The organism is Methylocaldum marinum, from assembly GCF_003584645.1.
Taxonomy (GTDB): domain Bacteria; phylum Pseudomonadota; class Gammaproteobacteria; order Methylococcales; family Methylococcaceae; genus Methylocaldum; species Methylocaldum marinum.
On sequence record NZ_AP017928.1, the window covers coordinates 4,689,580 to 4,706,885 of the forward strand.

20 protein-coding genes are annotated in these 17,306 nt (G+C 57.4%); 12 read left to right on the top strand and 8 right to left on the bottom strand.

The features are described from left to right. Window positions 1-67: 67 nt before the first annotated feature. Entirely contained in the window at window positions 68-274 is a 207-nt protein-coding gene (locus sS8_RS20900) for a heavy-metal-associated domain-containing protein (RefSeq protein WP_119631456.1), read from the bottom strand. A gap of 417 nt (window positions 275-691) precedes the next feature. Here sS8_RS20900 and sS8_RS20910 point away from each other — a divergent pair, with 417 nt between their 5' ends. From sS8_RS20910 to sS8_RS20920, 3 genes are read left to right on the top strand one after another with little or no spacing between them, the layout of a single operon-like run. Further along, window positions 692-2,032, top strand: coding sequence for a nicotinate phosphoribosyltransferase (locus sS8_RS20910; protein WP_119631458.1), 1,341 nt, complete (start codon window positions 692-694; stop codon window positions 2,030-2,032). Between the two features lie 37 nt (window positions 2,033-2,069). After that, window positions 2,070-2,702, top strand: a complete 633-nt coding sequence (locus sS8_RS20915) for an alpha-ketoglutarate-dependent dioxygenase AlkB family protein (protein WP_119631459.1) — start codon at window positions 2,070-2,072, stop codon at window positions 2,700-2,702. After that, window positions 2,687-2,872 carry a hypothetical protein gene (locus sS8_RS20920; RefSeq protein WP_119631460.1) on the top strand — a complete coding sequence of 62 codons (186 nt, stop codon included), beginning with the start codon at window positions 2,687-2,689 and terminating at the stop codon, window positions 2,870-2,872. The genes sS8_RS20915 and sS8_RS20920 overlap by 16 nt, the downstream gene beginning before the upstream one ends. A gap of 43 nt (window positions 2,873-2,915) precedes the next feature. Here the strand turns inward: sS8_RS20920 and sS8_RS20925 are convergent, their stop codons facing one another. Beyond that, window positions 2,916-4,289 carry a hemolysin family protein gene (locus sS8_RS20925; RefSeq protein WP_232020377.1) on the bottom strand — a complete coding sequence of 458 codons (1,374 nt, stop codon included), beginning with the start codon at window positions 4,287-4,289 and terminating at the stop codon, window positions 2,916-2,918. A gap of 255 nt (window positions 4,290-4,544) precedes the next feature. On the opposite strand from sS8_RS20925, the gene sS8_RS20930 reads away from it, so the two are divergent. From sS8_RS20930 to sS8_RS20940, 3 genes are all read left to right on the top strand, one after another. Beyond that, complete coding sequence (locus tag sS8_RS20930; protein WP_119631461.1) at window positions 4,545-5,051, top strand: Hsp20/alpha crystallin family protein; 507 nt, start codon at window positions 4,545-4,547, stop codon at window positions 5,049-5,051. Between the two features lie 170 nt (window positions 5,052-5,221). Then, a complete protein-coding gene (locus tag sS8_RS20935; RefSeq protein ID WP_119632926.1) occupies window positions 5,222-5,887 on the top strand; it encodes a DUF1614 domain-containing protein in 666 nt (221 codons plus the stop codon). A 56-nt stretch (window positions 5,888-5,943) separates the two neighbouring features. Continuing rightward, window positions 5,944-6,423, top strand: coding sequence for a CDP-archaeol synthase (locus sS8_RS20940; protein WP_232020378.1), 480 nt, complete (start codon window positions 5,944-5,946; stop codon window positions 6,421-6,423). On the opposite strand, the gene sS8_RS20945 is transcribed toward sS8_RS20940, so the two are convergent. Beyond that, window positions 6,420-7,475: a metallophosphoesterase gene (locus tag sS8_RS20945; RefSeq protein WP_119631462.1), complete on the bottom strand. Its 1,056-nt coding sequence runs from the start codon at window positions 7,473-7,475 to the stop codon at window positions 6,420-6,422. The genes sS8_RS20940 and sS8_RS20945 overlap by 4 nt on opposite strands. Before the next feature lie 5 nt (window positions 7,476-7,480). Further along, window positions 7,481-7,789 (bottom strand): hypothetical protein, encoded by a 309-nt coding sequence (locus tag sS8_RS20950; protein WP_119631463.1) that lies wholly within the window; start codon window positions 7,787-7,789, stop codon window positions 7,481-7,483. A 152-nt stretch (window positions 7,790-7,941) separates the two neighbouring features. On the opposite strand from sS8_RS20950, the gene sS8_RS20955 reads away from it, so the two are divergent. Continuing rightward, window positions 7,942-8,298, top strand: coding sequence for a nucleotide pyrophosphohydrolase (locus sS8_RS20955; RefSeq protein WP_119631464.1), 357 nt, complete (start codon window positions 7,942-7,944; stop codon window positions 8,296-8,298). Window positions 8,299-8,498: 200 nt separating this feature from the next. Next, window positions 8,499-9,128 (top strand): high frequency lysogenization protein HflD, encoded by a 630-nt coding sequence (gene hflD, locus sS8_RS20960; protein ID WP_119631465.1) that lies wholly within the window; start codon window positions 8,499-8,501, stop codon window positions 9,126-9,128. Here hflD and sS8_RS20965 read toward each other — a convergent pair. Beyond that, window positions 9,115-9,492 carry a 4a-hydroxytetrahydrobiopterin dehydratase gene (locus sS8_RS20965; protein WP_119631466.1) on the bottom strand — a complete coding sequence of 126 codons (378 nt, stop codon included), beginning with the start codon at window positions 9,490-9,492 and terminating at the stop codon, window positions 9,115-9,117. The two genes, hflD and sS8_RS20965, sit on opposite strands and share 14 nt — an antisense overlap. 219 nt (window positions 9,493-9,711) lie before the next feature. Between sS8_RS20965 and sS8_RS20970 the strand changes: the two genes are divergently transcribed. The 3 genes from sS8_RS20970 (at window position 9,712) to sS8_RS20980 (ending at window position 12,719) form a co-directional block, all read left to right on the top strand. Further along, a complete protein-coding gene (locus sS8_RS20970) occupies window positions 9,712-10,677 on the top strand; it encodes an L-threonine 3-dehydrogenase (RefSeq protein WP_119632928.1) in 966 nt (321 codons plus the stop codon). Window positions 10,678-10,795: 118 nt separating this feature from the next. Continuing rightward, complete coding sequence (locus sS8_RS20975; protein ID WP_119631467.1) at window positions 10,796-12,034, top strand: aminotransferase class I/II-fold pyridoxal phosphate-dependent enzyme; 1,239 nt, start codon at window positions 10,796-10,798, stop codon at window positions 12,032-12,034. 322 nt (window positions 12,035-12,356) lie between these two features. Further along, window positions 12,357-12,719 (top strand): HPF/RaiA family ribosome-associated protein, encoded by a 363-nt coding sequence (locus sS8_RS20980; RefSeq protein ID WP_119631468.1) that lies wholly within the window; start codon window positions 12,357-12,359, stop codon window positions 12,717-12,719. A 156-nt stretch (window positions 12,720-12,875) separates the two neighbouring features. On the opposite strand, the gene sS8_RS20985 is transcribed toward sS8_RS20980, so the two are convergent. From sS8_RS20985 to sS8_RS20995, 3 genes are all read right to left on the bottom strand, one after another. Then, window positions 12,876-14,696, bottom strand: a complete 1,821-nt coding sequence (locus tag sS8_RS20985) for an adenosylcobalamin-dependent ribonucleoside-diphosphate reductase (RefSeq protein ID WP_119631469.1) — start codon at window positions 14,694-14,696, stop codon at window positions 12,876-12,878. A 94-nt stretch (window positions 14,697-14,790) separates the two neighbouring features. Then, on the bottom strand, window positions 14,791-15,240 hold the full coding sequence (locus sS8_RS20990; protein WP_232020379.1) for an RDD family protein: 450 nt from the start codon (window positions 15,238-15,240) through the stop codon (window positions 14,791-14,793). Window positions 15,241-15,441: 201 nt separating this feature from the next. Continuing rightward, window positions 15,442-15,675, bottom strand: coding sequence for a hypothetical protein (locus tag sS8_RS20995; RefSeq protein WP_119631471.1), 234 nt, complete (start codon window positions 15,673-15,675; stop codon window positions 15,442-15,444). Here sS8_RS20995 and sS8_RS21000 point away from each other — a divergent pair. Further along, window positions 15,674-17,278, top strand: coding sequence for a GGDEF domain-containing protein (locus sS8_RS21000; RefSeq protein ID WP_170161198.1), 1,605 nt, complete (start codon window positions 15,674-15,676; stop codon window positions 17,276-17,278). The two genes, sS8_RS20995 and sS8_RS21000, sit on opposite strands and share 2 nt — an antisense overlap. Window positions 17,279-17,306: the final 28 nt, after the last annotated feature.

The window sequence follows — 17,306 nt, forward strand, 5'->3', positions numbered from 1 at the left end:
CGAGCTGATCACTCGTCCCAATGGGAAAAAAGTATCGCCGGGCGTAAAAGTTCGCGCAGCGGAACCTTTAGTCGACGGTGAAACCCTTCTCGGTGATCGCTTTTTTGACCGACGTTAAGTCGGCTTTCGTATCATCGTAATCGATTTCGACCGTGCCGGCCTGGTGGGACGCCTTGGCTTCGGAAATGCCGACACAGGATTTGGCGGCGTCCTGAACCTGATTTTCGCAGCCGCCGCATTTCATGCCCGATACCTTCAACACAATTTTAGCCATTGCTTATACCCGATCTGTGAAAGCAGTGATTTTCGACACGGATTCCCGAGCCCGCAAGCTTTGCGATCTCGTCTATGGGAAATCCTCTGAACCAAAGGCCGGCGGATTGCGCCAAAGTTTCAAGTCGGTTGACGCCGGCCTCGAAGAGGACCCGGAACTTGATGCCATGTCCGGATATCCGCGAATTATATGTCGTGGCGTTTGAGCGAACCAGACATTCGGCGCGCATGCAGACGCCCTTCGAAGCAACAGTTCGTTTGACAGCGAATACTCAATCACCGGATGATGCATTACGGGTAGACCCTATTGGAATATGACTCTGAACAGCCGAAAAATTCTGCACCGCTTCAACAACGGGTTGCTATCCGCCGAGCCAGCATAGAGCGCTCGCCTGGTTTCACACGAACGGATTTTCTTATGAACGGGCAAAACACCGCGCTTCTGACCGATCTTTACCAGCTGACCATGATGCAGGCTTATCGCCGGGAGGGCATGTCCGACACGGCGACATTCGAACTGTTCGTGCGGAAGCTTCCGCCGAACCGTAACTTTCTGGTCGCCGCAGGTCTTGAACAGCTGATCGAATATTTGGAAAACTTTAAATTTTCCGAGGAGGAGTGCGAGTGGCTGAGCACTTTGGCTGACTTTACGCCGGAGTTCATCGCGTATCTGTCGAGTCTTCGCTTTACCGGGGACGTCCATGCCCTTCCGGAAGGATCGGTCTTTTTTCAGAATGAACCCATCGTTCGGGTGACGGCGCCGATTTCCGAAGCGCAGATTGTCGAGACGCGACTGATCAACATCATCCAACTTCAGTCCATGATCGCGTCGAAGGCGGTTCGAGCGGTGCTCGAGGCGCCCGGAAAGCTCTTGGTGGATTTCGGGCTGCGCCGCGCCCACGGTGCAGAGGCCGGATTGATGGCCGCCCGCGCCGCTTATCTGGCCGGTTTCGACGGCACCTCGAACGTCTTCGCCGGCAAGCTGTTCGACATACCGATTTACGGCACCATGGCGCATTCCTACATCATGGCGCACGACGATGAGGCCGAGGCGTTCGAGCGGTTTGCGGAAAGCTTGCCGAACAACGTGCTGCTTCTGATCGATACCTACGACACCCTGAAGTCGGCCCAAAAAGTGGTGGCTTTGGCTGCAAGGCTGGCCGCAAAAAATATCGCCGTCAAAGGCGTGCGTCTCGACAGCGGCGACCTGGTGGAGCTGGCCAAAGGCGTGAGATCGATTCTGGACGACGGCGGGCTCTCCGAGTGCACTATTTTCGCCAGCGGTGATCTGGACGAGCACGAACTCTCCAGAATGCTCGAAGCGGGCGCTCCCATCGACGGGTTCGGAGTCGGGACACGTCTGACGACCTCCCAGGATATGCCTTATCTCAACTGTGCCTACAAGCTGCAGGAATATGCCGGACGGCCCAGGCGCAAGCGGTCGAAGGGCAAGGAGAATTGGCCCGGGCGTAAGCAGGTGTACCGCTGTTACGGCGATGACGGGCATATGCTGCACGATGTCATCGCCGAGGAGACCGAGCCTCGAGCGGAAGGCGAACCGCTGCTTCGCCAGGTAATGGCGCAGGGTAAACGCATCGGTGCTCAGGAGACTCTGTCGGTTATGCGGGAACGACTGCGCGGGCAATTGCAGCAATTGCCGCCCACCCTGAAAGCGATCGGGGAAGCCCGGGCCTATCCCGTTCTGATCTCCGAAGGTTTGCAGCGCCTGGTCGAGCGGATGGATAGCGAAGGTCTTTGAGCAGGTGTCTGTCCTCGACATCCATAAAAGCGAGTCCATGCATAATCTTGCGCCCCGGGACGGCGAACTGTATTTCGTGGAGAATTTCGTTTCCCGAGAGGAAGCGGACTCGATCCATGCACGCTTGCGGCAGGATTTGGCCTGGCGGGAAGAAGAAATCGTGATGTTCGGCCGCCGGGTCAAGGTGCCCCGGCTGGTTTGCTGGTACGGAGATGCCGGCGCGGTCTACCGCTATTCGGGCGTGGACCACGAGCCTTTGCCCTGGACCGAGACCTTGCTGGCACTCAAGGTCCGCATCGAAAGCTTTTGCGGACGACAGTTCAACAGCGTGCTCGGCAATCTGTATCGGGACGGGCTGGATTCGATGGGCTGGCACTCGGACAAGGAAAAAGAGCTTGGGCCGAATCCGTTCATTGCTTCCCTGAGTTTCGGGGCCGAAAGGCGGTTCAAGCTGCGCCATAACAAAACCGGAGAAGTCTTGGAAATCGCCTTGACCCACGGCAGTCTGCTGCTCATGGGCGGGCGCTTGCAGCACGGGTGGCGGCATTCCGTTCCGAAAGCGCGGGAGCCCGGGGCCGCGCGCATCAACTTAACTTTCAGAACCATTTTCCCTAAAAGCTTGTTCAAAACGTCTGTATTCGGGAGCGTCAATACATGGGCGAGGTCGTAAAATTCCGCCGGCCGAAGCCGTCGGAAAAACAGGCCGGCAAGACATTGTGCCGGAGCGGTTTTCACAAATGGAAAGTGGCCCGGGAAAGGCCTTTCGATGTCAAGCAGGGCAAGCTGATCACGGTTTATCGCTGCGAACGTTGCGGTGCCACCAAGAACGAGTTGCGGTGATTCGGGCGCGGGCGTCGTGTTTTCCCGTCGCCTCGGCGCTTTCTCAGCCGAGATCGGTCGGTGAAACCAACAGCTTGTCCACTCGATTCTTGTCCATATCCACCACCTCGAAGCGAAGATTATTCCATTCGAAGTGGTCGGCTGCGCGGGGGACGTGGCCGAGCTGCAGCATCACGAAACCGCCTATCGTATGGAAATTGCCCGTCGCCTCGTCCGGCAGTTCTTCCAGGTTGAAGAGCTGTTTGAATTTCGCGGTGCTCAGCATACCATCCAAAAGCCAGGAGCCGTCGTTACGCTGTATGGCTTCGGGTTCTTCTTCCCACTCGGCCATGGGAATGTCGCCCACGATGGCTTCCATGACATCCTTCAGCGTGACCAGTCCGGCGACCTCGCCGTACTCGTCCACCACCAAAGCCATGGGGGTTTTGGAGCGCTTGAACTCCTCCAGAAGCTGCATGGGATTGAGAGATTTCGGCACGTAGCGCGGTGTTTTGAGCAGGCGGTTCAGATCTATGGTTTCGCCGAGCAGGGACTTGGTCAGTAGATCCTTGGCCTGGACGAATCCTATGACATTATCGAGGCCGTCTTTACATACGGGGATTCTCGAAAATGGACTGTCGGTGATCTTGCGGCGGTTTTCTTCGAAGGAATCCTTGATGTCCAGGTAATAGATATCCATGCGCGGGGTCATGATCGCGCCCACCCGGAGGGCGTCCAACTGCAGGACGTTCGAGACCATTTCCTGTTCGGACTTGTCGAATACCCCGGCCGCCGTGCCCTGCTCGATCATGATCTTGATTTCTTTCTCTGTGACCAGCGGTTCCTCGGGTTGTCGCGTTCTCAACAGCCACAGGATGCAATCGGTAGACAGACTCAGGATCTTGACCAGAGGGAAAGCCACGAGCGAGATGAAGTTCATCGGCCGGGCGATGACCTGGGCAATTTTCTCGGGTTTTTGCAGTGCCAGGCGCTTGGGAACCAGCTCGCCTATAATCAAGGAAAAATAGGTAATCCCGATGACCACCACTGCCAGCGATAGCCCGCGGCTGTAGGGGGCGAGTTCCGGAAACCGTTCGAGATAAGCGGCCAGCTCGCCGGAGAGCGCAGCTTCACCGAATGCGCCCATGAGAATCCCGATCAGGGTAATGCCGACCTGAATCGTGGAAAGAAAATGGGAAGGTTCGTTGGCTAACTGAAGGGCGGCTTTGGCGCCGAAATGGCCTTCCTGGGCGGCTTCTTGCAGACGGGTTTTTCGAGCAGACACTATGGCCATTTCCGACATGGCGAACACGCCATTCAACAGAAAAAGAAAGACCAATATGAGAATTTCCATCAAGCGATAGCGGTAGTTGATGCGGTAAGCTAGAGTAGCGAATAAGAAAGGACGATGCAAAGAGGTGTCTTCTGGCACCGACACGCTGAAAAATGGATAAGAGAAGACCGGATGGCGTTTGCACGGCTTACGTCGTGTGGTCCGTGCGGCCTTCTCTTGCAACCCTTTGACAAGGGCAATGGTCGAACGTTGCACGACCCATGGGAGTTGACGGTCCGTCGGGAAGAGTTGAAAACGGCCGTCGGCAGACCTATTTCAGAAATAGACATGTCGGGCTCCGGTTACTTGTCGTGCCTGGCATGTGAGTTTCTCTTCGAGTGTGTTTAAGGAGGAAATGCCATGTCCGATAAGCAAGATGTTCCAAAAAAGAAATCTGCCGGCAAAGAAGTGGCGCAACCGCAAGCGGGGCAATTCTTAAGCCCGTTGGACGAGATCGAGCAGTGGTTCGACGAGGTGCGGCGCAATTGGATGCAGCCGTTCTTTTTCGGGCGAGCCTGGCCGGAAAGAGAATTCTTCTCTGGCGGGCGTTTGCCTAGAGTGGACGTTGTCGACCGCGAACAGGATCTGCTGGTTCGTGCCGAGCTGCCTGGTGTCGACAAGGAAAACCTCGACGTCTCGTTGCAGGACAACGTGCTTAACATTCGAGCGACGAGCCGACACGAGGAAGAGGAGGAAAAAGGCCAGTTTTATCGGCGCGAGTTGAGCCGGGGAGAGTTCCAGAGAGCCATCCGTCTGCCTTGCCCGGTGGAAGGCGACAAGGCAAAGGCGAATTTCAAGGACGGCGTGCTCGAGCTGACCATTCCCAAAGTAGCTTCTTCCAAGCGTAAGAGTATTAAAGTCGAATAAGTTTTCGGGGCCGTGGGCTTATTTCCCACGGCCCATTTTAGGAAGCTCTGATTAAGTCTCCAGTTCGGCGAAGCGATTGTGCAACTGATTGATCCAACAGGCCCTCACCCAACCCTCTCCCAGAGGGAGAGGGCTTATTCAGAGCTTCCTTTATGTGCCGGACCAGCCTGATGCGATCACCGTTTTCACCGCTCTATTTCTTGTTTTTTTTGGGCTTGCTGCTGTGGGTCATCTTCAGCATCAAGCTGGGCTTGATTACCTTGACCTTCCGGAAGCTCGGTCTGGATCCCGAATCGGCGCTGACGCTGCTGATCACATCCCTGCTCGGGAGCGCCGTCAATCTACCTCTGTTTACGCTGCGTGTGTCCGCTCCACAGCCGCCGGTCGAAAGAGCGGGATACGGTCTGCTGCGCCGCCCGCCGGTACCATTTACCGGCCGTACGCAGGTCGCGGTAAACGTGGGCGGCTGTTTGGTCCCGGTGCTGTTCTCGCTATACCTGGTGAAAACCTATGGTGTCCCGCCCTTGCACATTCTTGCGGCTACGGCATTCGTCACTTTCGTGAGCTATTTGATGAGCCGGCCCATTCCAGGCGTCGGCATAGGCATGCCGATCCTGGTAGCCCCCCTCTCGGCGGCGCTGGCCGCCATTTTTCTGGGAGAAGATTTTCGCGCACCGCTCGCTTACATATCGGGGTCCCTGGGAGTTCTGATCGGAGCCGATCTCCTGCGCTTGAAGGACATCCGCCGCATGGCGGCTCCGATCGCATCCATCGGGGGCGCCGGAACCTTTGATGGCATTTTCATCACCGGCCTGGTGGCGGTGCTGTTGAGCTGAAGCGACAGGGTTCCGGGATCTCGGTATCAATTTTTGGGCGGCCGATCAAGAAAACAATGCTGGCATTCAAACTTCTGTTCCTGCTAATGGCGGCAAACGGTGCTCCGATATTGGTCAACAAAGGCCTGGGTGAGCGCTTGGCGTGGCCCATAGACGGCGGTGCGCGCTTTATCGATCGGCGTCCGTTGTTCGGCTCGTCCAAGACCTGGCGAGGATTGATTACCGCGATTCCGGTTACCGGCGTGGCTGCCGTGGGAGTCGGACTACCGTTCGAACTGGGTCTTTGCGTAGGGGCTGCGGCCATGCTGGGTGATCTCTTTTCCAGCTTCATCAAGAGGCGTCTCGGCGTTCCGGCGAGCGGCATGGCGCTGGGACTGGATCAAATTCCGGAGTCTTTGTTCCCGCTACTTGCCGTGCGCGTCGAGCTGGGTCTGGAACTCATCCAGATCGCCGGCCTGGTCGCCGGCTTCGTGTTCCTGGAACTCGTCGTCTCGCGCATCCTGTTTCAGCTCAGAATACGCGAGCAGCCCTATTAGATCGAGCGCAGACGGTGCAGGGTTATCTCGGGCGGGCAGTTCAGGCGTACATCCACGATGCTGACACCACTGCCGGCCGATGTATAACCCTGCAGGGAGTGATAACGCCAGTATCCGTTGCAGAATGCTCTCGGGGCGTTGGCGTTGAGCATTAAGGGAATGGGGCCGGGCAGGCAGATCTGGCCACCGTGGGTATGGCCGCTCAGCATGACGTCGAAATTTGCGTAGGCCGCATGCCGGTACATTTCCGGCGAATGCGACAGCAGAATGGAAACGGCGTCTTCGGGAATCTGGTCGGTCGCTTTTTCGAGATTGTCGGCTCGGTAGTAATGAGGGTCGTCGATACCGGCGAGATGGATGGTTGCATCGCCTCGGGTAAGCGCTATGGACTCGTTCAGCAGCATCTGAATTCCGAGATTTTCGAACTCAGGCGCCATGCGGATCGTGTCGTGATTGCCCAGAACGCCGTAGATCTGTCCTTTCAGGAACGGACGAACCATTTGCATGGCGGCAACGGCCGGTTGATACGGGCCAAAGGTCTTTGCCCGGAAATCGCCGGTAAGAACGCAGATGTCGTAGTCATCGATTCGGTTCAAGGCATCGATGAGCGCCGTGGGAATGTCCTCCGAGATATCCAGGTGAAGATCGGTGATGTGCAGCAGGGTAAAACCGTCGAACTCCCGAGGAAGCCCTTCCAGCTTGAATTCGTTATGGCGGACCTCTATGGTCCGGGCATTTTCGCGGCCCCGGTTATGCAGCCATAGAAGTCGAAGGATATGGCGGATCAGGCCATGAACGGAATACCAGTTTTCAATGTGGAAAAAAGTGCGCCCCTGTCCGAATACCCGGGCCTCGAAATCATGTTCTATGCCCAGTCGTTGGTTGAGGTGGCAGCGCCCTACCCGCCGTTCCAGCCGTCCATAGGTCTCCGAATCGATAGGCGGACAACGAAGGTGGGGTAGAGAGCCGGGTTTTGGCGCGAGCTGCGCCTCCCCGGCCGCATGCAGTGGCGGAAAGGGCAAGCGCTGGCCCGGCGGCGGTGTGGGTTGCATACGTGTCAAGGCATCACGTGATTCAAGAGCTTGGCCAGCTTGCCGACGGCGTCGAAAACGACCGGAACGGCTTCGTTCAGGCGGGACGGTTCCTTGGCGGCCTTTTCGACGCGCGCCGCCGCCTGGCTCATGGCTTGAACCGCCTGCTGATAGGCCGGCGACGAACTGCTTACGCTGAGATTGACTAGGTCGATTTTCTGCTGAAATAGTTGATCAAGCAACTCGTCTACCTGATCGGCTTCAGGCAGCTTTTGTTCGCTCAGAGTTTCCAAGGCGCGAATCGTACGTTGCAGGTTCTGAATAAGACTTTCCATTTTTACACCTTCACGAGCGATTGTTTTACGAAAACTGCACGAACTCACGGGGAGTTCGTCCGGAACTGGGTGTATTCATTCTCTTGCCGTATTCGTGTTAACTATTTTCGCTTAATCCGCCTTAATAAAAAAATACGCTAACAGAGCTTTCCATGAACATCGCAGCGATACAACAGGCTTTACGAGAGTTCGCCGACGAAAGAGACTGGGACCAATTCCACAGTCCGAAAAATCTCGCGATTGCTCTTGCCGTCGAGGCCGCCGAACTGCTGGAACGTTTTCAATGGCTTAAGGACAGCGAGTCGTATCGTCTGTCTGAGAAGCCCGAGGATTACCGGGCGGTGAGGGAGGAAGTCGCGGACGTTCTGATCTATTTGTTGAGGCTGGCCGACCGGCTGAGCATCGATCTGGAGGAGGCGGTGTGTGAAAAGATGCGGAAAAATGCCGAGAAGTATCCCGTCGAATTGGCCAAGGGAAATGCGGTGAAATACAATCGGCGCGAACCATGATCCCGAAGACGGCAGGAGACCGCTTAGCGCTTATTCCGGGCAGGCCATGAAAGCCCTTCGACCGGCTCAGGACGGGCGCTTCGACACGCTCGGGGCGAGCGGCCTGCGGGAATGGCTCCAAACTACGGTACAAAAATTCATATGAATCCTGATTATTCGACCGTTTACCCCTATCACCGTGAATTGAGCAGCGGTCTGTCATGACAAGAATCTTACGCAATCAAGTGATCGCTTTGGCCGGCCTATCCCAGGCGGTCTACCTCGTGCAGCACATCGCCAAGTCGGGAACGGCCGACCGCGAGGACATGGAAGCCAGCATCGGCAGCGTGCTCAGGATCGATTCGGCGGAGGTGGTGGATGTATACGGCGGGCTGCACCGTGTCATGACGGGACTCAGGCAGATCGAGAAACAGTTGGGCGGTCCCGACGTCGTCGATCCGGAGCAGGCTCGCTATGCCTCGACGCTACTTTTTCTCGAACGCAGGCTTATGAAACAGCCGCGCATGCTCGACGTGATTCGCTCAGGGATGGAAAAAGCCTCGGCCCTGGCGGAACAGCAAGGTGTCCTGGACGAAGAGGTGCTCGCTACGCTCGCCGATTCCTACCAGCAGACCGTCAGCCAGCTGCGGCCGAGGATAATGGTGACCGGCGAGCAGATGTATCTGTCCGATCCGGAGAACGGCAACAGGATTCGTTCGCTTTTGCTGGCCGGAATCCGCTCGGCGGTCCTGTGGCGGAAATGCGGCGGCAGCCGATGGAAATTGCTATTCCTTCGTCCGAAGCTCCAAAAGGAGGCGAAGCAGCTCCTGGAGTCGCTCAGTCATACTTGAGATATCTGAAGCGTGGATCGTCCGGCGTGCCTTCCAGGATACCGCCGGTTTCCGAGTCCGGACGCCACTGGACGACCTCCTCGATCTTTTTTGCCAGAGCGAAATCCTTGTCCGTTATGCCCTTCGCCGTGTGTGTCATCAGCTTGACGATGACGAAGGCATAGGAAACGGTCAAATCGGGGTGATGCCAGGCGGCTTCCGCCAGATGCCCGACCGTATTCACCACCATCAGTGTGGCTTTCCAACCGTGGGTCTTGAACTTGCGGCGTATCCAGCCGTTCTCGTAATACCACTGCGGAAGCTCCTGTTTCAGGCGCTGTTCGATCTCTTCCTGGGAATAGGCCTTTTCCTCTTTGCGAGTCATGGGAAATTCCTCCGGGCACGAATGTCGACCAATCACTGAGCTTGTTGTTCGCGAGGCGGCTTGTCAAGGCCGATTCGATTGCTGCGAGGCCGTTCGGGCGTATCCATTTCCGGTCCGCATTGACCCCGTTGTCGGCGGGAATTAACCTTGCCTCAGCGGTTCTTCGGAAATCAGAAGATTTCCGCCTGTTGGCAGGAAGGTCGGAAGCAGGAGAAGACGATGGGTTCACAGGGGCGAATTCTGGTGACCGGTGCACTCGGTCAAATCGGTTCGGAATTGGTTCCGGCATTGAAGGCCCGATACGGAGAGGATCGCGTGGTGGCGGCCGATATCCGCATGCCTCCTGCCGGAGCCGGCGACGGCCTGTTCGAACATCTCGACTGTACCCAGTTGCGCCAGATTCAGGATGTGGTGCACCGCTACCGGATCGAGACCGTGTATCACCTGGCGGCGGTTCTTTCCGCGCTGGCCGAAGACCGGCCGCAAGTGGCCTGGAACGTCAATATGGGCGGTCTGTATCGCATGCTGGAGGTTGCCCGCCAATACCGGTGCGCCGTGTTCTTTCCGAGTTCGATCGGCGCGTTCGGACCGACCACGCCACGAGAGCAAACGCCTCAAGACACCATCCAGCGTCCGACCACCATCTACGGCATCACCAAACTGACCGGCGAATTGCTCTGCGACTATTATTTTCACCGGTTCGGCGTGGATGCTCGAGGTTTGCGCTTGCCCGGGATCATTTCCTATCGGACGCCGCCCGGCGGCGGAACCACCGACTACGCCGTGGAGATCTTCTATCAGGCGATCCGCTATCGGCATTACACTTGTTTCCTCCGGGCCGACACTCGTCTCGACATGATGTACATGCCCGACGCGATTCGCGCCATGATGGCGCTGATGGAAGCCGACGCCGTCGGGCTGAAGCACCGCAATGCGTTCAACGTGACCGCCATGAGTTTTACCCCGAGCGAATTGGCCGCGGAGATTCGGAAAACGATTCCGGATTTCGCGATCGATTACGACGCGGACCCCGTGCGTCAAGCCATTGCCGATTCCTGGCCCCAGTCCCTGGACGACAGCGCGGCGCGGCTGGAATGGGGCTGGACGCCGCATTTCGACATAACGCGTATGACCAGCGACATGCTCGAAAAAATTCGAGCCAAACTGCAAGGCACATTACGCTAGAAACGGCGACCGACCGTACCCATGGATCAGCACGCTTCCGTGAAATTCGTCTGTTTCGGCTCCCATAGCCACCGGTTTGCCGTTATCAAGCTCAACCGTTCAGCGATGAGGTGAATTTATGTCCATGGACCGAATGGAAGTTCTGTTGAGGCAGGCGTTGGCGCAGCTGGACCGTTCCGGCGTGCGCAAGAGCCGGGAAGCGATCATTACCGCCATTCTCCCGCCGCACGACGGACGCGGCATCCGTTATCGGTTGCAAGGGGAGGGAGACCGTCCGTTTCTCCGCATGAACTCGAACGGATATTTGGGACTCGCGCTTCACCCGGACGTGATGAAAGCCGAAGAGGACGGTGTTCGGGCCTATGGCGCGGGTCCGGCAGCCGTGCGATTCATCAGCGGCACCTTTGAGCCGCATGTGCGGCTGGAGCAGCGCCTGGCCGAGTTTCACGGCCGCGAGGCGGCGATGCTGTTCAGCTCGGCGTACGCGGCGGTGATGGGCGTCGTGCCCACGCTGATCAGTCCCGAGACCGCGGTGCTCAGCGACGAGTTGAACCACAACTGCATCATCAATGCGATTCGCCTGGCGCGTCCCAAGGAGAAGTTCGTTTACGAACATTTGAACCTCGATCAGGCCGAAACGTTTTTGCGGCAGTCGGAAGGATCCTGCCGACGCGCAGTCATCGTCACCGATGGTGTCTTCAGCATGCGCGGCGACCATGCTCCGCTCAAGGACTTGGCGGCGCTGGCACGGAACCATGATGCGAATTTCGCCGAGGGGGTGTTCCTCGTCGTCGACGATTCTCACGGGGTCGGTGCTTTCGGGCAGACCGGCCGGGGAACCGAGGAATATGCCGGGAGCGGGCCCGTGGATGTTCTGATCGGCACTTTGGGAAAGGCGTTCGGCGTCAACGGAGGGTATGTCGTCGGCAGTTCGCTGTTGGTCGATTTTCTGCGCGAGAAAGCGCCGCTTTATATTTATTCCAACCCGATCACACCGGGAGAAGCAGCCGCCGGCGCGAAATCGCTCGAGATCGTCGGCGGTTCCGACGGCCAGCACCGGCTCGAGCGGCTACGGAAGCTGACCGCCCGATTCCGGCAGGGATTGATCGATTCCGGATTGGAAACGCTGCCCGGCGGACATCCGGTCGTACCGTTAATGCTCAGGGACACGGAAAAGACCCGAGGCACGGTTTCCCATCTGCGGGAGCGGGGCATTCTCGCGACCGGCATCGTTTATCCGGTTGTGCCTCAGGGGGATGAAGAAATCCGCTTTCAGATCACCGCGGATCATACCGAGACCGACCTCGACGAGGTGTTGACGGCGCTGCGCGAAATCGAGCGATCGAAACCCCCCTGATCGAGTGCCGGAATCGGCCGGCAACCGTTTCCGAGCACAAATGTCATAGATTTAAGTCCAGGCGCGAAACGCGCCGGGGTGTAAGTCGACAGAAAGACTTCGGGTTGTATATCATGTCCCCGGAGCGGCGCGGAAAACAAGGGATTGAGCGTTCGTCCGACCCGCAAAGACCAAGCCTTACGGGCTCGCAAATCGTAAAACGAATGGACCGGACTACGGAAAACAAACCGAGCATTTGAACAACCGGACGGCATGTGCCGGACCGGGGCTCGGCGGACACGTTCGGGCCAATTACAGAGTCGACACTTAATGGGAAAGATCTATGCAAGTTCCACTAGAGATTACGTTTCGAGGAATTCCCCATTCCGACGCCGTTGAAACCCGTATTCGGGAGAAAGCCACAAAACTGGAGCAATTCTGCGATCACATCATCAGTTGTAGAGTCGCCGTCGAAGCGGAGCATCATCATCAGCACCAGGGTAATCTCTATAAGGTCAGAATCGATTTGAGCGTGCCTCAGAAACAGATCGTGGTCAGCCGCGACCATCACGACAAGCAGGCACACGAGGACGTATACGTCGCACTACGCGATGCGTTCGATGCCGCAAAGCGCCAGCTCGAGGAGCACGTTCGCATGCAGCGCGGTGAAATCAAGAACCACAAAATCTCAACCGCCGCCCCGTAATCGACTGACCATGCCGTGGATTGGGGCGTAACGAGGTCCAGCCGCTTCTTACGCCCCGCCGCGTATCCCAACCCTTCCTCGAAACCTTTTCCCGTTCTTTTTTCGTTCCGCGTCGGCTTGTCGTGCGTCAACGACAGTGCCGTCCGGAGCGGCTGTCTAATCGGTCTGTTCGCAGCAGACGGACGAAGTCGACAAGGGCTCCGAGGGACTGATCACGACGCCGGTAACCGGATTGGGCCGGTAGGTGGTACAACCTTTCAGGCCCATGTCGTAAGCCTGGCGGTACAGTGATTCCATATCGGAAAAGGGAAAGTCCTCGGGCAGATAAACCGTTTTCGAAATGGCGTTATCCACCCAGCGTTGAATGGCCGCCTGCATTCGCAAGTGTGCATGCGGCGGCAATTCGAAGGTGGTGACGAACGCGGGCGGTAGCGTAGGTTCCGAGCGCAGGCGCTTCCACAAGCGTACCGCGTAGTTTTCGATGTCGTAGTTTTGCAGGCCTACGGGTGACAGGATGCGACGCTGGTAGCGTTCGGCAAATGCCGGTTCGAGCCCGTTGGATACATTGTTCGCGAGCAGGCTGATGGAGCCGGTGGGCGCCACCGCCAGCAGATGGCTGTTTCGAATGCCGCGCTCGGCAATGGCTTCCCTGATCGTGTGCGGCAAGGTCCGGGCAAAACCGCTGTCGAGGTATTTGTCCGGATCGAATAGCGGAAAACAACCTTTTTTGCCCGCCAGTTCCACCGATGCCCGATAGGCTGCCAGACACACGGTTCGCATGATTTTTTCGGCAAGCTCGGCCGCGCATTCGTCGTCGTAGCGCAGTCCCAGCATGACCAGCGCGTCCGCAAGGCCCGTAACGCCCAGGCCCAGCCGCCGTTTGCCAAGCGCCTCGTCCCGTTGTCGCGGCAACGGAAACCGGCTTGCGTCGATGACGTTGTCCAGTATGCGCACCGCCACGGCGGTAATCCGTTTGATGGCCTGGAAATCCAGTGCGGCCTTGTCTTCGAACGGGTCCGTAACGAAGCGGGTGAGATTGATCGAGCCAAGATTGCAAGCGCCGTAGGGGGGCAAGGGGATTTCGCCGCACGGATTAGTGGCCGAGATATGTTCGCAGTACCAAAGATTGTTTTGCCGGTTAATGCGGTCGATGAACAGGACACCCGGTTCGGCATATTCGTAGGTGGACCGCATGATCGCATGCCACAGGTCTCGGGCTTTGATTACGCGAAAGACACGGCACGGAACCGGGGAATCGGTGTTCGACCAGCGCCTCGACACGATTTGTTCCGAGTCGGCGGGCGTTTTCTCGGTGTTGATGGGGAATACCAGCGGCCAATCCCGGTCATGTTCCAGCGCCGCCATGAAATCATCCGTAATCAGCACGGAAAGGTTGAAGTTTCGCAGTTCCCCCGCCACACGTTTGGCACCGATGAAAGTTTCGATGTCCGGATGATCGCAGCGCAAGGTGGCCATCATGGCACCTCGTCTGGCGCCGGTGGAAAGAACCGTGGCGCACATGCTGTCCCAGATGCGCATAAAGGATACCGGGCCGGAAGCGATACCGCCGCAGCGGCGTGCGGGCATGCCGGATGGACGCAGGGTGGAAAAGTCGTAACCGATTCCGCCGCCCTGCTGCATGGTCAGCGCCGCTTCCTTGAGCGCGGAGAAAATACCGTCGATGGAATCTTCGATGGTACCCATCACGAAACAGTTGAACTGGGTGACTTCGCTGCGGCTACCGGCTCCGGCCAGAATCCTCCCTCCGGGGAGAAAACGAAAGTCTTCCAGGGCTTCGAAAAAGGCTCGTTCCCAATGGGCGGAATGCCCGGATTCAGCGGCGGCCAAGGCTCGCGCCACTCGTCGCCAGGTATCGCGAACGGTTGCGTCGCGATTCGCTTCGTCGGGGAGACGATATTTCCACTTCCAGACTTCCCGCGATACGGGCGTCTCGAATACATCGGCGATTTCTTGCATGAGACATCTCCGTCGCTTTTCTTACATCCTCGTGTCGGCGCGGCGCAAGTTTCCGCTTCGCTGCGCCGTTCGACGACGTACTCGCCTTAGACGTTCAGGTCATGGCGGTTTTCTCGGAAAGCGGCCGGCCCTGCCAAACGATTTTGCTCCGGGATGCGAGATCGTGCCAGGCACGCCGGCGGGAATCGAACAATATCCAGATATAGCCGAGCCCGAAGCAGGCGAAGGACAGCAAGCCGCAGATGAAGCGAATCGCGGCCTGACCCCAGGAAACGGAATCACCGGATGTCGTGCACACGCGAATTTTCCAGGCGCGCATTCCCAGGGTCTGGCCGCCGTGGGTCCAGAACCAGCCGAAATAAGCGAAGCCGACCATCGATAAATATCCGCTGTAAAGCCCGTGGTTCGGACGAAAGGCTTGTCCGTCATGAAACGGCAGGATAAGCAGCGTCGCGACGAAAAGGACCGCGACGAGAACGAGGGTGTCGTAGAACAGCGCCGCCAAGCGGCGCAGCAAGCCGGGTGAGTCGGGTTTCGGTGTCACGAGGGCAAAGTTATCGAACGCTCCAAGGCATGCTTTCTCCGGCTGAGGGGGTAGCGACGCGGAGGAGGTGTGCATGGTTCTTGCATTTCTGTTTGATGAACGGTTTGTACGGAACTTGGTACTAAATCACATTTTCCAGCGCAGTCCGCATGTAAGCTGAGAATCGAGCCTCTTGGACTGCCGCGGTGACAGGACGACCGTTCATCGTCCGCCTGGTTGAGCGTCGTCATTCGACGACAAGCGTCCTTGTTTTTCGCGAGCCGCCGATTTGGCGCCGAAAAACATCGAGAAATAAACCAGGAGCGCGACGAGCAGCATGGATAGGGTTATCGGTGGGCGTACCAGGGGCAGAAACAGCAGAACCAGGAAGTTTGCGATGAGCGCGCTGGTATGGATCGGGTAAGCAAGGAATATGTCGAGTCTGGGTTTAAACATGTATCTCCTCTTCCAAAATCTCCTGCAGTCGTGGATTCGCAGAGATGCAGAATCGTACATCCCGCTCGGGCGGGACTGCCTTTCCGGCCGCGATCCCGGAATCCTGCAGGTCGGGCAGGCGGCAGCGAATAGTAGCATAAAGACCATGCAGGCCACGGCATCACTGCAAAAGGGGATAGTCGAGCAAGTCGTTAGACGGTTTTCCTTGTATGCCTTGCTGACGATTTGCTGGTTGCTGATTGCCTGCGTGGGACTGGCATTCGCCGTGTTTCTCGACATTCAGCGGGAAAACCAGCGGTTTTCCGAAGCATCCGCTTTAGTTCAAACGCAGTTGGTATCGCAGGCGCGCCGTTATGTCGATGCGACTCATAGCCTTGCCGCTTTCCTCAAGGTCCAAGAGCCTTTGAATCGGGAAAAGATCAACAGTTATTCGCGCCTGATAGCGGGGCAGGATGCGGGTATCTATTTCATGGGTGCCGTTCCGAAATTCGAAAAGGAAGCCTTGGACGAATTCGTGTCTTTTCAGCTTCATGAGGCTGTCGATTCGGATCCGGTATCCGTACTTCGAAACGCCTTCCAGCATGCCTTCGCGTCCGGGAAAATCGTCGCCAGCCGCTCGTTCCTGCTGGGCAATGGCGATCGCGGGTACGCATTGGTCGAGCCGGTCACACTAGCCGACGGCGAAAGCTTCGCCGTCGTGATATGCAGGATAAAAGCGCTGTTCCACCTGCCTTCCAGTTCCGCTTCCCTGGCGCTGACCTTATTCGAGTCGGAGCGTGCCGGCAGAACGCCGAGCCATAGATTGATTCACGCCGACGCATTGCCGGCAACACCCCTCGAAACCGCCTTGTTTCCCAAGTTGCAGTTTCGCAGTTCTTTCGGCGAGCCGGAGAAGCATTTCCTGCTCGAAATCGAGCAACAGTTGGGATGGGCGAACCTCGATTGGTACCGGCTGAATCTGATCTTCGTGGGATCTTTGGCCTTCCTCCTGGTCTTTCTCAGTGTCGCAAGAGTCCACGACCGTTATGAGAAGCGCAAACTGGAGGAGGATAACAAGTTGTTCATGATGGCCAATTTCGACCCTCTCACGGGATTGCCCAATCGTCAGTTATTCATGGATCGGCTCGACCGCTCGCTGGCCGACGCGCACCGGTCGAAGCGGAAAGTAGCCTTGATTTACCTCGATCTGGACGGTTTCAAGCAGGTCAACGATTTCTACGGACATCAGACCGGAGATCGAGTGTTGCAGCGCGCCGCCCGAATTTTCCAGCATTCCATCCGGGAGACCGATACGGTTGGAAGACTGGGAGGGGACGAGTTCGTCGTGCTCCTGCAGAACGTCGGAGACAGAAGCGGAGCGGAAGCCGTCGCCAGCAAGATCAAGAAAGCCTTTTTTCAGCCGTTCGTGGATCTCCACGAAATCGACAAGATCATGCCGGTACTGGGAACCAGCGTCGGTATCGCCGTATTTCCGGAAGATGGCTCCACTACGGCTGAATTGCTTAGATCAGCCGATCAGGCCATGTACCGGGACAAGGCTGTCGGCAAGAGCCAGCAGGGTTCGGTCACCGGACTTCAATCTCTGGATTGTCACTCCGTATAGGGACAATCGTCACTTATATTCCGTAAAC

What these genes read in the sequence shown, in the direction of transcription:
- sS8_RS20910 (WP_119631458.1), top strand. Translation starts at nt 692, where the DNA reads ATGAACGGGCAAAACACCGCGCTTCTGACCGATCTTTACCAGCTGACC.
- sS8_RS20980 (WP_119631468.1), top strand. Translation starts at nt 12,357, where the DNA reads ATGCAAGTTCCACTAGAGATTACGTTTCGAGGAATTCCCCATTCCGAC.
- sS8_RS20995 (WP_119631471.1), bottom strand. Translation starts at nt 15,675, where the DNA reads ATGTTTAAACCCAGACTCGACATATTCCTTGCTTACCCGATCCATACC.
- sS8_RS20930 (WP_119631461.1), top strand. Translation starts at nt 4,545, where the DNA reads ATGTCCGATAAGCAAGATGTTCCAAAAAAGAAATCTGCCGGCAAAGAA.
- sS8_RS20945 (WP_119631462.1), bottom strand. Translation starts at nt 7,475, where the DNA reads ATGCAACCCACACCGCCGCCGGGCCAGCGCTTGCCCTTTCCGCCACTG.
- sS8_RS20920 (WP_119631460.1), top strand. Translation starts at nt 2,687, where the DNA reads ATGGGCGAGGTCGTAAAATTCCGCCGGCCGAAGCCGTCGGAAAAACAG.
- sS8_RS21000 (WP_170161198.1), top strand. Translation starts at nt 15,674, where the DNA reads ATGTATCTCCTCTTCCAAAATCTCCTGCAGTCGTGGATTCGCAGAGAT.
- hflD (WP_119631465.1), top strand. Translation starts at nt 8,499, where the DNA reads ATGACAAGAATCTTACGCAATCAAGTGATCGCTTTGGCCGGCCTATCC.
- sS8_RS20970 (WP_119632928.1), top strand. Translation starts at nt 9,712, where the DNA reads ATGGGTTCACAGGGGCGAATTCTGGTGACCGGTGCACTCGGTCAAATC.
- sS8_RS20900 (WP_119631456.1), bottom strand. Translation starts at nt 274, where the DNA reads ATGGCTAAAATTGTGTTGAAGGTATCGGGCATGAAATGCGGCGGCTGC.
- sS8_RS20950 (WP_119631463.1), bottom strand. Translation starts at nt 7,789, where the DNA reads ATGGAAAGTCTTATTCAGAACCTGCAACGTACGATTCGCGCCTTGGAA.
- sS8_RS20940 (WP_232020378.1), top strand. Translation starts at nt 5,944, where the DNA reads ATGCTGGCATTCAAACTTCTGTTCCTGCTAATGGCGGCAAACGGTGCT.
- sS8_RS20975 (WP_119631467.1), top strand. Translation starts at nt 10,796, where the DNA reads ATGTCCATGGACCGAATGGAAGTTCTGTTGAGGCAGGCGTTGGCGCAG.
- sS8_RS20955 (WP_119631464.1), top strand. Translation starts at nt 7,942, where the DNA reads ATGAACATCGCAGCGATACAACAGGCTTTACGAGAGTTCGCCGACGAA.
- sS8_RS20935 (WP_119632926.1), top strand. Translation starts at nt 5,222, where the DNA reads ATGCGATCACCGTTTTCACCGCTCTATTTCTTGTTTTTTTTGGGCTTG.
- sS8_RS20985 (WP_119631469.1), bottom strand. Translation starts at nt 14,696, where the DNA reads ATGCAAGAAATCGCCGATGTATTCGAGACGCCCGTATCGCGGGAAGTC.
- sS8_RS20965 (WP_119631466.1), bottom strand. Translation starts at nt 9,492, where the DNA reads ATGACTCGCAAAGAGGAAAAGGCCTATTCCCAGGAAGAGATCGAACAG.
- sS8_RS20915 (WP_119631459.1), top strand. Translation starts at nt 2,070, where the DNA reads ATGCATAATCTTGCGCCCCGGGACGGCGAACTGTATTTCGTGGAGAAT.